Origin of the sequence: Streptomyces sp. HUAS YS2 (assembly GCF_033343995.1) — a bacterium.
GTDB classification, from domain to species: Bacteria; Actinomycetota; Actinomycetes; order Streptomycetales; family Streptomycetaceae; genus Streptomyces; species Streptomyces solicathayae.
This window is the reverse complement of record NZ_CP137573.1, coordinates 291,541-304,168: the sequence shown is the minus strand read 5'-3', so window position 1 is coordinate 304,168 and position 12,628 is coordinate 291,541. Positions and strand designations below refer to the sequence as shown.

The window sequence follows — 12,628 nt, the reverse complement described above, 5'->3', positions numbered from 1 at the left end:
CGACCACCACCTTCCCCGCGCCCGCCGTTGCGGGTCCAATACCTGCATCCATAACCTGACGGCATGGATGTGGACACCCGGCTGCTCCGCTACTTCGCTGCCGTCGCCGAGGAGGGCAACCTCACCCGCGCCGCAGAACGGCTGTACATCTCGCAACCGGCGCTGACCAAGCAGATCCGGCAGCTGGAGGCACAGCTGGACGTACGGCTGTTCACCCGATCCCGGTCCGGCATGGCGCTCACCGAACCCGGCCGCGCCCTGGCGGCCGGCGTGCCCGCACTCCTCGCCGACTGGGACCGGGTCCGCCGCGAGACGCGGAGCGCGGCCGCCCGCGCCGAACGCGTCCTGCGCGTCGGCTTCCTCGCCAGCGCCGCCAACGAACTCACCCCGTCCATCACGGCCGCGTTCGCACACCGGCGCCCCGGCTGGCGGGTGGAGATGCGCCAGGCTCCCTGGTCGGACCCGACCGCCGGACTCGCCGCCGGGGACGTCGACGCCGCGCTGCTCCGGATCCCCTTTCCGGGCCAGAACGAGCTGCGCACCGAGGTGCTGCTGACCGAGGAGCGCTGGGTCGTGCTGCCCGCGGCGCACGCCCTGGCGGAGCGGGACGCGATCGCCTTCTCGGAGCTGTGGGACGAACCCTTCGTCGCCGCTCCGCCCGAGACCGGCCCGTGGTGCGACTACTGGCTGGCCGTCGACGCCCGCGAGGGCAGGCCCGTCCGCATCGGCGCCGTCACCGAGAACCCCGACGACTGGCTGACCGCGATCGCCAACGGCTACGGCATCGCCCTCGCCCCGGAGTCGGCCGCCCGTTTCTACCCGCGTCCCGGCATCGTCTATCGGCCCGTCACCGGCGTGGCTCCCACCAGCGTCGGCGTCGCCTGGCCACCGTCCGCCGACGTCGACCCCGTCGTCCAGGACTTCGTCCGCTGCTGTCTGGACCGGAGGCCGCCCGAACAGCTGGATGCCGGCTGAGGCACCATGATCAGGTGACGAACGCGAACACCGGCGGGCTGACGCCGTACCAGGCGGCACTGCGCGACCGCATGCTCGACACCCCCGTCCTGCCGGCGCCCGCGCCTTGGCGGGAGGTCTTCGAGACGACCCTGACCCCCGTCGGCGGCCTCCTCGGCATCGGCTTCGCCACACACCCCGAAACCGGCCACGACCTGGTGATGGTCGTGTCGACCAGCGGCCACGGCCTGTTCGACGCGGTCACCGGCGAGAAGCTCGACCGGTTGTACGACCCCGAGCCCGAGGACAGCCACCCGGACGAGTCGCCCGACCTGACCTGCCCCGGATTCGGACCGATCGCCGGTACGCGGGTCCACATCGCGGGCCTGTTCGGCGGCGGACTGCACGCGACCGCCGACGGCTGGCGCGTCGAGGCGATCAGCCCCGAGTGGCCGCACCACCGGGTCCTGCTCTCCGCGGACGGCGGACAGCCCCACCGCGGCCCGTACGGCGAAGGCTGGTGGCACGTCTTCCACGCCCACTACTCGGAGCTGCGTGCCGTGGGCTTCTCCCCGTCGGGCCGGACCCTCGCCGTCGCCACGAGCAGCGACCTCACGCTGTGGACCTGCCAGGACTGACCGACGCGAGCCGTCGGCGTCGGGGCGAACCTCTCGGCGAGCACCCCCGGACGCGACCCCCAAACCGGCACCTCTGCCGTCGGCAGAGCTCGCCGGGCGCCCGCCGGGAGTCTGCGAGCATGACCGCATGGGACAGCACGCGGAGATCCTCCGACTCGACCTCGGGTACTTCGTCCGGCCCGCCTCGGAGACGGGCGGACCGCAGCCACGGGTCGAGCCCGTGCTCGCGTATCTGGTCCGGCACGAGCGGGGAACGCTCCTGTTCGACACCGGTATCGGCGACGCCGGCCCGGAGACCGAGGCGCACTACCGGCCGCGACGGCGCGATCTGCGCAAGGCACTCGCCGCCGTCGGCGCCGGTCTCTCGGACATCGCGCTCGTGGTCAACTGCCACCTCCACTTCGACCATTGCGGTGGCAATCCGCTGATGCCCGGAATCCCCGTCCTGGTCCAGGCCGTGGAGCTGGCCACCGCCCGCCGGGGCGGCTACACCGCGGACGAGCTGGTGGACTTCCCCGGCGCGGTCCACGAGGAACTCGACGGCGAGGCCGAGGTCTGGCCCGGAGTGTGGGTCGTCCCCACCCCGGGCCACACCGACGGGCACCAGTCGCTGGTCGTCAGCCGGCCCGACGGCACGGCGGTCCTCGCCGGGCAGGCGTACGACTTCGCGTCCGAGTTCGGCGCGGACCACCTCGCCCGCCGTGCCGCGCGCGACGGCGTCGCCCAGCCCCTGCCGGCCTATCGGCCCTGGATGGACCGGCTCGCCGACTTCGACCCGCGCCGGGTGTACTTCGCCCACGACTGCGCGGTCTGGGAGCCCGCCCGGGACGAGTCCTGAGCGGGCACCGGGCGATCAGCGGCGCCGGTTCCAGAAGCCGCCGCTGCCGACGGGGCGCGGGGTGATGGTCCAGCCGCCGTCGGTCCTGATCAGCAGCAGCCGCGGTCCCTTGGTCAGCGGAGCGCTGCCGCGTCCTCGGTCGTACTTGTAGTACACGTCGTCGTGCTTGCCGTTCTGCCGCAGGGCCTTGATCTCGAAGACCCCGCTCCCGCTCTTGTCGCCCCGGTGCCGGATGGCGATGTCCGTGGGGTCACCGGTGTGCGCGATGACGTCCGGTCCGTGACCCTCGATCTTGTCGTTCAGCTCTTGGAGCGTGGACACCGGACGTACGGAGACGGTCCACTCGTTCTCCGTCCGGATCCGCATCCGCAGCGGAGCGAGTCCGTGGTGGTCCGCGATGCACCGGCCTCGCATGTTCTCGGCGTAGCTGTACAGGAGGGACTTGTCGTCGCGGTTGCGGTGGTTCAGGGTGATGAGCTCCGTGTAGCTGCTGCCCTTCACGGCCACGTCGACGACCACGAACCCGGCCGGGATGTCGACCTCGACGTGGATGACCCCGTTGCCGTCTCCGCTCTGCTCGAAGTACGGGAACTCGGGCCCGAACTCGACGGGCAGCCCGTTGCGGGCGAACGCCGGACCGCCGAACGGCGCGGCAGCTGCGGGCTGCGTCGCGGGTACGGGCTCCGCGACCGGCGCCGGCACCGGCGTGGGCTGCGGCTCTGGCTGCGTAATCTGCTCGGCGGCCACCGGCGCCGCCGCAGGGACCTGCGCAGCCCCCGGCGGCTGCGCAGGCACCGGTACCTGCGCGTCCGCCGGCAGCGGAGGCGCCGGCGGGAGCTGCCGGGGCAGCGGCTCCGGATCCGGCTCGTCAGAGGCGTCCTCCACGGGCTCCTCGTCCGGCACGCTGAAGCCGAAGTCGGCCGCCAGGCCCGGCAGGCCCGACGCGTACCCCTGCCCCACCGCGCGGAACTTCCACCCCTCGTTCCTGCGGTAGAACTCGCCCAGCAGGATCGCCGTCTCCGTGGTGGCGTCCTCGATCGCGTAGAGCGCAAGCTGCTCGCCGGTGGCGGCGCTCACCGCCTGCATGTACAGGTCCCTGACCTGTCCGAACGTCCCGCCGTCGCAGGACGCCGAGACCACGATCCGCTCCACTGACGGCTCGATCCGGCCGGGATCGATCTCCAGCCAGTCCGCGGACACCCCGCCTTCGCCCTGGGCGTTGCCCAACAGCCGGACCCCGCTCGCCGCGTGCGCGGGCTGGTTGTAGAACACCAGGTCGCCCTGGCCCCTGACCTTGCCGTTCGCGTCCACGAGCAGTGCCGCCGCATCCACTTCCAGCTTCCCCGGACCGGTGGACCGGCGGACGACGGCGACCCGCATCGGCTCGCCGCTCAGCGGAAGGTTGCCCCCCTTGATGATCTCTGTCATGCGCGCATCTTCACATTCTTCACAGCGTCTGCAACAGGGGTAAACGCCAAGATCACTCCGGGAGTTCTCCCGACCGCGCCACCTGCTCGTACCACCGCGCGCTCGCCTTCGGCGTCCGCTCCAGCGTCCCGTAATCGACGTGCACCGCGCCGAACCGCTTCGCGTACCCGTACGCCCACTCGAAGTTGTCGAGCAGCGACCAGAGGAAGTATCCGCGGACGTCCGCGCCATCGGCGATCGCGCGGTGCACGGCCGCCAAGTGCCCGTGCACGTAGGCGATCCGCTCCGGGTCGTCCACCGAGCCGTCCGGGCCGACCACGTCCTCGTACGCCGCCCCGTTCTCGCTCACCACCAGAGGCAGGTCCGGGTACCGGGCGGACACCCGGGTGAGCAGGTCGTACAGACCGTTCGGGTCCACCGGCCAGCCCATCGCGGTCCGTTCACCCGGCGCCCGGTGGAAGGCCACGTCGTCCGCACCCGGCCAGGGGGAGTGGGCGCTGTCGCCGTGCCCGTCGTCCTGCGGCCTCGTGTCGCCCTCGCGAACCGCCGAGACCACCGTCGGCGCGTAGTAGTTGATGCCCAGCCAGTCCAGCGGCCGGCCGATCGCCGCCGCGTCGCCGTCCCGTACGAACGACCAGTCCGTCAGGTGAGCGGTGTCCGTGAGCAGGTCCTCCGGGTACGCGCCCTCCAGCATCGGACCGAGCCAGATCCGGTTGCCGACCGCGTCGATCCGCCGCGCCGCCTCGCGGTCCGCGTCCGACGGCGTCAGCGGGCGCACCTCGTGCAGGTTGAGCGAGGCGGCCAACCGGCCGCCCGACGGCAGCGCCGCACGCAGCGCGTCCACGGCGAGACCGTGCCCCAGGTTGAGATGGTGGGCGGCGCGCAGCGCGGCGACCGGGTCGGTGCGGCCCGGCGCGTGCACGCCCGAGCCGTACCCCAGAAAGGCGCTGCACCAGGGCTCGTTGAGCGTCGTCCAGCGTTCCACCCGGTCGCCGAGCGCGCCCGCGAGCAGTATGGCGTACTCGGCGAACCGCTCCGCGGTGGCCCGCTCCGGCCAGCCGCCCGCGTCCTCCAACTCCTGCGGCAGGTCCCAGTGGTAGAGCGTGAGCGCGGGCTCGATGCCTGCCGCGAGCAGCTCGTCCACCAGCCGCCGGTAGAAGTCGAGTCCCTTCTGGACGGCCGGGCCCCGGCCGGTCGGCTGGACCCGGGACCAGGAGACCGAGAACCGGTAAGCGTTCAGGCCGAGTTCGGACATGAGACGGACGTCGTCGCGGTACCGGTGGTAGTGGTCCACGGCGACGTCCCCGGTGTGGCCCTCGAAGACCTTGCCGGGGGTGTGCGAGAACGTGTCCCAGATCGACGGGGTGCGACCGTCGGCACGGGCGGCGCCCTCGATCTGGTACGCGGCGGTGGCGGCGCCCCACAGGAAGCCGGGCGGAAAGGAACGGGTACGGGCGGCCGGCAGCGGCCGGGTCTCGGACGTGGTCATAGCAGAGCGCTCCCAACGCGGAGAAGGTTCGGTACGAGAGGGGTACGGAAGGGGCGGGACGGCGGAGAGGGCGGCCAGTCGGTTCATGACCGCGCCTTCATGACCGCGCCCGCCGGTCAGTTCTTGACCGCGCCGGCCGTGATGCCGCCGACGATGTGCTTGCCGAGCACGGCGAACACCAGCAGCAGCGGCAGTGTGGATATCAGCGCGCCGGTCAGGACCACGGCCTGGTCGACGCTGTGGTTGCCCGCGCCGAGGCCCGCAAGCGCCACCTGGAGCGTCGGGCTGCCGTCCGGGGTGAGCGCGATGAACGGCCAGAAGAAGTCGTTCCAGGACTGCACGAACACCAGCATCCCGAGGACCGCCATCGCCGGCCGCGCCACCGGGAACACCACGTGCCACACGACGCGCAGGCTGTGTGCCCCGTCCATCCGGGCCGCTTCGACGAGTTCCACCGGCAGCGCCTCGACGAGGAACTGGCGCATGAAGAACACGCCGAACGCGGCGACCAGCGAGGGCAGGACCACCGACTGCAACTGGTCGACCCAGCCGAGGTCCGTGATGATCTGGTACAGCGGGATGACGCTGAGCTGCGGCGGGATCGTCATGGTCGCCACGACCAGGGACAGCAGCGCGCCGCGGCCCCTGAACGGCAGCTTGGCGAAGGCGAAGCCGGCCAGCGTGGAGAACACCACGGTGGACAGCGCCACCAGGCCGGCGACCACGGTGGTGTTGATCAGCGCCTCGCCCATGTCGACCTGGTTCCAGGCGAAGGACAGGTTCTCGAACAGCCGTGGTCCGGGCAGCAGCGGGGCCGGTGCCTCGACCACGCGCTCGCCGGTGTGCGAGGCGGCGACGAGGTTCCAGTACAGCGGGAAGAGGGACACCAGGGCGGCGAGGCCGAGCAGCAGGTAGGTCAGCGGCCCGGCGTGGTGCTGACGGCCCGCGGCGGGGCGTCCGAGACGCCTCTTCGGCCCGGTCGCGTCGGTGGTGTGTGCGCGCTTCATGCTCCGGCCCCCGGATTCTTGCGATGTGTGCGGGCGACGAGGGTCCGGACCGCTCCGATCAGCAGCAGGAGCAGCAGCATGACCCATGCGACGGCGGACGCCTGGCCCAGCGCGCCGGTGATCCACCCCTTCTCGTACATCAGCAGGCTCAGCGTCTGGAACTGGTTGCCGCTGCCGCCGCTGATCCCCACGCTCCCGCCGTACAGCATCGGCTCGCCGAACAGCTGGGTGGCGCCGATCGTGGAGACGACGACCGTGAACAGGATCGTCGGCCGGATGGAGGGCACGGTGACGCTGACGAACTGCCGCCACCGCGAAGCCCCGTCGAGCGCTGCCGCCTCATACAGGTCCTGCGGCACCGCCTGCATCGCGGCCAGGTAGATGAGTGCGTTGTACCCGGTCCAGCGCCAGGTGACGATGACCGAGATCGCGATCTGGGCCGGCCACTTGGAGGCCTCCCAGTCGACCTTCCCGACGCCGGCCCAGTCCAGGAACGTGTTGATCATCCCGTAGTCGGTGTTGAAGAGCTGCGCGAAGACCAGGGTCGCCGCCGCGATCGAGGTCGCGTACGGGGCGAGCACCGCCACACGGAAGAACCCCCGGCCGCGCAGCCGGTAGTTGAGCAGATGGGCCAGGCCCAGGGCCATCAGGAGCTGCGGGACCGTGGACAGGACGCCGATGGTGAACGTGTTGGCGAGCGCGTTCCAGAAGAACTCGCTGCCCGCGAGATCGGTGTAGTTCTCCAGCCCCTTCCACTCGGCCGAGCCGCCGAGCTCCACCCGGTGCAGGGAGAGCCAGCCGGTGTAGATCAGCGGGAAGAGCCCGAAGGCCGCGAAGGTGAGGAAGAACGGGGCGACGAAGGCGTACGGCGTCGCCTTCAGGTCCCAGCGGTAGAGGCGGCTGCGCCGGGCCGCGGCACGTGACGGGCGGCCGGCATCGGTCGGGTCGGGTCGGGCGGGGTCGGGAGGGGCCGGGTCGGAGGGGTGTGCGGCGTCGCGCGGCGGCGGGGAGTCGCCGGCCGCCGCCGTGACGGAGGTGGCCACGAGGGGCGTCCTTCCAGGTCGTTGCTCGGTGCGTGCGGGTGGCCCGGGCGGCGCGCCGGTCCGCCGTCCGGCCCCGGGGAGGTGGGCGGTGGAGGACCGGGCGCGCCGCCCCCGCTACTGGTCGATCTTGTCCTCGACCAGCTTCCTGACGTTCTCCCAGGCCTTCGCCGGGTCGGTGCCGCGCTGTTCGATGTCGAGGATCCCGTTGTCGGTGAGGAAGGTCTTCACCTGGCCGTCCCAGCGGCTGATCGGCGCCGGCTTGATGCCCGCCGCGGCCTCCGAGTAGATCCGGCCCACGGGCGCGTCGCCGAAGTACGGCAGCTTCGTGTCCTGGACGACCGAGGAGGCGAGGGTGTCCTTGGTCGACGGGATGTTGCCGTTCACCCCGAACACCTTGGCGTGCTGGGCGGGTGCGGTCAGCCAGGCGGCCAGCTCCGCCGCCTCCTTGGTGTGCTTCCCGGACTTGGGGACGGCGAGGAACGAGCCGCCCCAGTTCCCGGCCACCGGCGGCGCGGCGATGTCCCACTTCCCCTGGTTGCCCGGGCCGGCCTGGTCCTTGATGATGCCGGTCATCCAGCTGGGGCAGGCGACGGTGGCGAACCTCGAGTTCTTGAACGCGGCGTTCCAGGTGCCCTTCTCGTCGAACTGGCGCAGCTTCGCGGTCAGTCCGCCCTGTGCGGCGGCGACCGCGGTGTCCCAGGCCTGCTTCACGCCGGGGCTGTTCTCCCAGTCGAGCTTGCCGCTCGCGTCCGCGTACTGGACGGCGTTGCCCGCGAGCACCGCGTTGAACAGCCCGCTCGCGGAGTCGTGGAACGCGGTGCCCGCCGGGGCGTTCTTCTTGTACGTCCGGCCCGCCTCGACGAACCTGGCCCAGTCGCCCGCCCAGAGCTTCGCCACCTCGGCCCGGTCGGTCGGCAGCTTCGCCTGGGCGAAGAGGTCCTTGTTGTAGCAGATCGCCATCGGGCCGATGTCCGTGCCGAGGCCGATGACCTTGCCGTCGGCCGTCGTGGCCTGCTTGACCTTCCAGTCGAGGAACGCGCCCAGGTCCGCGCCGCCGGCCTTGCCCAGGTCGACCCACTTGCCGGCCAGTGCGGGGCCGGTGGCCTCGGCGATGTAGCCGACCTCGAGGGCCTGGATGTCGGCGAGGCCGCTGTTGCGGGAGAGGCGCAGCTTCAGCGTGTCCCAGTACTTCTGTCCGTCGGCGACGTTGGACTCGACGATCTCGATGTTCGGGTGCAGCTTCTCGTACTCGGCGTAGAGCTTGGCGCCGGTCTTGTCGTCGTACCCGAACGAGCCGAAGGTCCCGACCCGCAGCGTGATCTTCCCGTCGCCGGCGGCCTTGTCGTCGTCACCGCTGCCGCAGCCGGTGAGCAGGACGGCTCCGACGGCGATGGCGGTTGCAGTGCTGATCGTCGCGGCGGCGGTGCGGGGCCGTCCGCGTCTGCTGCTGGAAGTGCGCATTCCACTCTCCTCGTCCAGGGGCGGTGTGCATGGGAGCGCTCCCACGGGGCTTGCCGGAAGGTTGCTGCTTGCCGCGTGCGGGTGTCAAGACGTGAACGCGCATTCGTTACGAGGGGCCTTGGCGCGTGCTCTTGTGGTCGCCCCTTGGTGTCGACCCGTCATTCCTTGAACGCTTCGGCGTGGTTCCGCGCCGTGGAATGGATTAGTGTGGGAGCGCTCCCACTGCTCGTCGGGTTCTATGGTTCTCTGACCGGCGCGGAGCACGAGGTGCGCGACGGAGGACGTACGACGAGGGGAGAGCGAGAGCCTTGAGCGGACGGCAGAGCGGCAGGCCCACCCTGGAAGAGGTCGCGGCCCGGGCCGGGGTCGGGCGGGGCACCGTGTCCCGGGTCATCAACGGCTCGCCCCGGGTCAGCGACCAGGCCAGAGAGGCCGTCGACCGCGCCATCGCCGAGCTCGGCTACGTCCCCAACCAGGCGGCGCGCGCCCTGGCCGGCAGCCGCACCGACGCCATCGCGCTGGTGATCCCCGAGACCGAGGCAAGACTCTTCGCCGAACCGTACTTCCTGGACATCATCCGCGGCGTGAGCGCCGAACTCGCCGAGGCGGACAAGCAGTTGCTGCTCACCCTGGTCCGCTCCGAGCAGGAGCGGCGGCGATTCGAGCAGTACGTGGCGGCCCAGCGGGTGGACGGCGTCCTGCTGGCCTCGGTGCACGCCGACGACCCGCTGCCCGATCTCGTACGCGAACTGGGCCTGCCGGTCGTGCTCAACGGCCGCCGGTCGGAGGACGAGGCCGTCACGTACGTCGACTCCGACAACACCGGAGCCGGCCGGGCCGCCACCGACCACCTCGCCGGCCGGGGACGCCGCGCCATCGCCACCATCACCGGCCCGTTGGACATGTACGTCGCCCGCGCCCGGCTCGACGGATACCGCGCCGGGCTCGCCGCTGCCGGGCTCGCCGCCGACGACGCCCTGGTGGCCACCGGGGACTTCACCGAGGAGGGGGGCCGGCGCGCGATGCGCGAACTCCTCGACCGACGCCCGGACCTGGACGCGGTCTTCGCCGCCTCGGACGTGATGGCGGCCGGGGCGCGCGCCGCCCTGCGCGAGGCGGGCCGCCGGGTCCCCGAGGACGTGGCCCTCGTGGGCGTCGACGACTCGGCGGTGGCCCGCCTGATGGACCCGCCTCTCACCAGCGTCCGCCAGCCCATCGAGGAGATGGGCCGCACCATGGCACGGCTGCTGCTCCGGGAGATCGCGGAGGCGGGCACGGAGCAGCCGCGACGGGTGCTGCCGACGGAGCTGGTTGTCCGGGCCTCGAGCTGACGCTCGGATCCGGACCGCCCGGCCACACCACCTGAAGGCGCCGTCCCGGTCCGGGAGCGGCAGAACCGGAGGCAGGGGAGGCGCCGTACCGGAGGTCACCGTACGATCACGCGCGGAGGTACCCCCCGCAGGCCAGTCCCTGGAGGACCGCGTGGATCAGCTGCCCCTGCCGGACGTCGAACGGCTCCTCGCCGTCGTCGCCGACATCCACTCCGCGCGCACGCTGCCGGAGCTCGGTGGGCTGCTCACCGAGTCGCTCGCGGCCCGCCTGGACTTCCGCCACGCCGCCGTCCTGACCGGTGACACCCGGCCCCGGCTCTTCCAGGACACCTCGGCCCAGTCGTCCGGCATCGCCGTGCCCGCCATGGAGCCGTACCGCGAGCGGTTCCACCGCCTCGACCCCATCGCCGTCGCCGCGGGCGCCGCCGCACGGCGCGACGTCCCCGCTCCGCCGCTGACCCTGCTCGACGTCGCCCACCTCGTCGACGAGGAACGGCGGCCGTTCGTGGACGACTTCCTGCGGCCGTACGGCATCGGCGCGGTGATGGCCAAGTCCTGGTCGGCGCCCGACGGCGGTGCGCAGCTGGGGATCGCCCTCTTCGACCCGAGCGAGCGTGCTTTCGGTCCGCGCGAGGTCGCCCTTCTGGGCCTGCTCGGTCCGGCGGTCGCCCGCGTCGCGGCGGGCCTGCTCGCGGCCCGCCCGCGCTGGGCCGACCTGCTCACGCCGCGCGAGACGGAGGCGGTGACGCTGCTCGCCGAAGGGCTGACGGACGAGCAGATCGCCCGTCGCATGGTGGTCGACACCGGGACCGTGAAGAAGCATCTCGCGGCGGTCCGCCGGAAGTCCGGCTGCGCCAACCGGGTCGCCCTGGCCCGCGCCTGGGCACTCTGACCGGCCGGACACCGCGGAGAGCATCTCTGTGCCGGTCCGGCCCCCCGTGCCGGACCGGCACAAGAGGAATTCCCCGCTCCCCCGAGCCGTCCTCAGCATGAACCATCGCCGGGCGCCGGACCATGGGCCTAAAGGGGAAGATCCGCCGGTCAGAGGTGGGGCGGGGGCACGGACGGGCCCGACCGTCAAACTCGGCGAGAGAGGTGTCGGTCCGGGAGCCTCGCCGCCTGCGTCCCGTATCCGACGCCGGCCGCCGGCCTGCCGTTCGCGGCCACCTGCTCGGCCCGCGCTCACGGGCGTCGTGCAAGCCTCCTCAACGTGCTGTGCCGTCAGACCGCAGCGTCGGCACCTTGCAGGATCTGCCATCCGTTGGCCCTGTCCCCGGCCGCGAGCAGGTGCGTGCCGGTCCCGCTGAGGGTGACGAGCGCCGTGTACGCGGTGGGGAGTTCGTCGGACGGGCGCCCGTAGAGAAGGATCCCGGTCAGCTCCAGGTCGACCGGCGCCGACAGCCCCACGATGCGGACGAAGCGCGCGCCGCGCCGGACCGGCCCTCGGAGACAGCGCACGACGACGCGCGCCTCGCCGTCCTCGACGCCCCGCAGATGGTCGATCTGAAGCTCGGCCACCGACGCGGCGCCCGGTCCCGGAGCACGGTTACGCACAGCCGCAGGCCTCACATGTAGTCCGCGGCGGACCACGCGGCCGGGGTGAAGTCCTCGAATTCGCCGCCCTGTTCGGCGGCGACGATTCTCCGCAGGGCCGCCTCGGCCTCCTCGGTCCGCAGACCGGCCAGGTACTCCTTGCTCGCGGCGAGCCCGGCGCCGCACAGCAGCTGGACGTCGATCGAGATGCTCGCGTCCCAGCTCGCGGTCTTAGCGCGCCAGATCAGCAGGACGTCGTCGAGCGCCGCACCGTTGAACAGCTGCACGCAGCACAGCCTCATCAGGATCGTGTTGCCGAGCCCCTGCGACTGCCGCTCCCGACCGGTCTGCTCGGACAGCAGCGCACGCACCTCGTCGAGGGCCGGTCCCTCGGGGTGCAGGCCGTGCCGCTCCAGCCAGGTGTCCTCATCCACAGTTGCTCCTTGCTTCGTACGATCCGCCGGAGGCCCGCGCTCAGCGGAATTCGCGCACGACCTCGATCTTCCCCACGATATGGGCGTTGAACAGGTCCAGCTCATCGGCCGGTACCCACAGCTCCAGGATCGTCTGTCCGCCGGCCTGCTGGACGGGGTACCGGCTCAGGAACTCCGTCTCGACCTCGAACCGGGTCACGAAGCCCACTCCGCTGTGCTTCACGTTCCAGTCCCGCGCGATCCTGATCGCGTAGTCCTCGTTCAGCACCGGGTAGAAGATCGGCTGCTCCGGCAGCCGCGGAGGCCAGGCACGCCAGTCCAGCTCCTCGACGAGCCTCAGCTCCTCTGGGCCGGTGGGGCGCCACAGCGTCGTCGTCGGTCGCAGGCCGGTCATCGCGCATCGCTCTCGGGTCGGGGCCGGCCACGTGGTGCGGCCGGCCGGAAGCGGCGACATTACCGGCGCCCCGGCCCC

13 protein-coding genes are annotated in these 12,628 nt (G+C 72.0%); 5 read left to right on the top strand and 8 right to left on the bottom strand.

Annotated features, from left to right (window positions below; all coding sequences use genetic code 11):
* The first annotated feature begins 63 nt into the window (after nt 1–63).
* From R2D22_RS01445 to R2D22_RS01435, 3 genes are all read left to right on the top strand, one after another.
* Nucleotides 64–975, top strand: a complete 912-nt coding sequence (locus R2D22_RS01445) for a LysR family transcriptional regulator (protein ID WP_318100364.1) — start codon at nt 64–66, stop codon at nt 973–975.
* A 71-nt stretch (nt 976–1,046) separates the two neighbouring features.
* Entirely contained in the window at nt 1,047–1,592 is a 546-nt protein-coding gene (locus R2D22_RS01440; protein ID WP_318109540.1) for a hypothetical protein, read from the top strand.
* 127 nt (nt 1,593–1,719) lie between these two features.
* The gene (locus R2D22_RS01435; RefSeq protein ID WP_318100363.1) at nt 1,720–2,430 is read left to right on the top strand and encodes an N-acyl homoserine lactonase family protein; all 711 of its coding nucleotides are present in this window, start codon (nt 1,720–1,722) and stop codon (nt 2,428–2,430) included.
* 15 nt (nt 2,431–2,445) lie between these two features.
* Here the strand turns inward: R2D22_RS01435 and R2D22_RS01430 are convergent, their stop codons facing one another.
* From R2D22_RS01430 to R2D22_RS01410, 5 genes are all read right to left on the bottom strand, one after another.
* On the bottom strand, nt 2,446–3,858 hold the full coding sequence (locus R2D22_RS01430) for a TerD family protein (protein WP_318100361.1): 1,413 nt from the start codon (nt 3,856–3,858) through the stop codon (nt 2,446–2,448).
* A gap of 52 nt (nt 3,859–3,910) precedes the next feature.
* A complete protein-coding gene (locus tag R2D22_RS01425) occupies nt 3,911–5,347 on the bottom strand; it encodes a GH1 family beta-glucosidase (protein ID WP_318100359.1) in 1,437 nt (478 codons plus the stop codon).
* 116 nt (nt 5,348–5,463) lie between these two features.
* Complete coding sequence (locus tag R2D22_RS01420; RefSeq protein ID WP_318100358.1) at nt 5,464–6,354, bottom strand: carbohydrate ABC transporter permease; 891 nt, start codon at nt 6,352–6,354, stop codon at nt 5,464–5,466.
* Nucleotides 6,351–7,397 carry a carbohydrate ABC transporter permease gene (locus R2D22_RS01415; protein ID WP_318100356.1) on the bottom strand — a complete coding sequence of 349 codons (1,047 nt, stop codon included), beginning with the start codon at nt 7,395–7,397 and terminating at the stop codon, nt 6,351–6,353. The genes R2D22_RS01420 and R2D22_RS01415 overlap by 4 nt, the downstream gene beginning before the upstream one ends.
* Before the next feature lie 114 nt (nt 7,398–7,511).
* Nucleotides 7,512–8,858 carry an ABC transporter substrate-binding protein gene (locus R2D22_RS01410; protein WP_318100353.1) on the bottom strand — a complete coding sequence of 449 codons (1,347 nt, stop codon included), beginning with the start codon at nt 8,856–8,858 and terminating at the stop codon, nt 7,512–7,514.
* Between the two features lie 308 nt (nt 8,859–9,166).
* On the opposite strand from R2D22_RS01410, the gene R2D22_RS01405 reads away from it, so the two are divergent.
* Nucleotides 9,167–10,189, top strand: coding sequence for a LacI family DNA-binding transcriptional regulator (locus tag R2D22_RS01405; protein ID WP_318100351.1), 1,023 nt, complete (start codon nt 9,167–9,169; stop codon nt 10,187–10,189).
* Nucleotides 10,190–10,340: 151 nt separating this feature from the next.
* A complete protein-coding gene (locus tag R2D22_RS01400) occupies nt 10,341–11,081 on the top strand; it encodes a helix-turn-helix transcriptional regulator (protein ID WP_318100349.1) in 741 nt (246 codons plus the stop codon).
* A gap of 329 nt (nt 11,082–11,410) precedes the next feature.
* Here R2D22_RS01400 and R2D22_RS01395 read toward each other — a convergent pair whose 3' ends face one another.
* The 3 genes from R2D22_RS01395 to R2D22_RS01385 are packed head-to-tail and all read right to left on the bottom strand — an operon-like array spanning nt 11,411 to nt 12,550.
* Nucleotides 11,411–11,707, bottom strand: coding sequence for a hypothetical protein (locus R2D22_RS01395; protein ID WP_318100347.1), 297 nt, complete (start codon nt 11,705–11,707; stop codon nt 11,411–11,413).
* 47 nt (nt 11,708–11,754) lie between these two features.
* Nucleotides 11,755–12,156: a hypothetical protein gene (locus tag R2D22_RS01390; protein ID WP_318100345.1), complete on the bottom strand. Its 402-nt coding sequence runs from the start codon at nt 12,154–12,156 to the stop codon at nt 11,755–11,757.
* 40 nt (nt 12,157–12,196) lie between these two features.
* Entirely contained in the window at nt 12,197–12,550 is a 354-nt protein-coding gene (locus tag R2D22_RS01385) for a hypothetical protein (protein WP_318100343.1), read from the bottom strand.
* Between the last annotated feature and the right edge of the window lie 78 nt (nt 12,551–12,628).

Bases quoted from the DNA above. Each gene is read 5' to 3' on its own strand.
- R2D22_RS01445 (WP_318100364.1), top strand. From the start codon at position 64: ATGGATGTGGACACCCGGCTGCTCCGCTACTTCGCTGCCGTCGCCGAG.
- R2D22_RS01440 (WP_318109540.1), top strand. From the start codon at position 1,047: ATGCTCGACACCCCCGTCCTGCCGGCGCCCGCGCCTTGGCGGGAGGTC.
- R2D22_RS01435 (WP_318100363.1), top strand. From the start codon at position 1,720: ATGGGACAGCACGCGGAGATCCTCCGACTCGACCTCGGGTACTTCGTC.
- R2D22_RS01430 (WP_318100361.1), bottom strand. From the start codon at position 3,858: ATGACAGAGATCATCAAGGGGGGCAACCTTCCGCTGAGCGGCGAGCCG.
- R2D22_RS01425 (WP_318100359.1), bottom strand. From the start codon at position 5,347: ATGACCACGTCCGAGACCCGGCCGCTGCCGGCCGCCCGTACCCGTTCC.
- R2D22_RS01420 (WP_318100358.1), bottom strand. From the start codon at position 6,354: ATGAAGCGCGCACACACCACCGACGCGACCGGGCCGAAGAGGCGTCTC.
- R2D22_RS01410 (WP_318100353.1), bottom strand. From the start codon at position 8,858: ATGCGCACTTCCAGCAGCAGACGCGGACGGCCCCGCACCGCCGCCGCG.
- R2D22_RS01385 (WP_318100343.1), bottom strand. From the start codon at position 12,550: ATGACCGGCCTGCGACCGACGACGACGCTGTGGCGCCCCACCGGCCCA.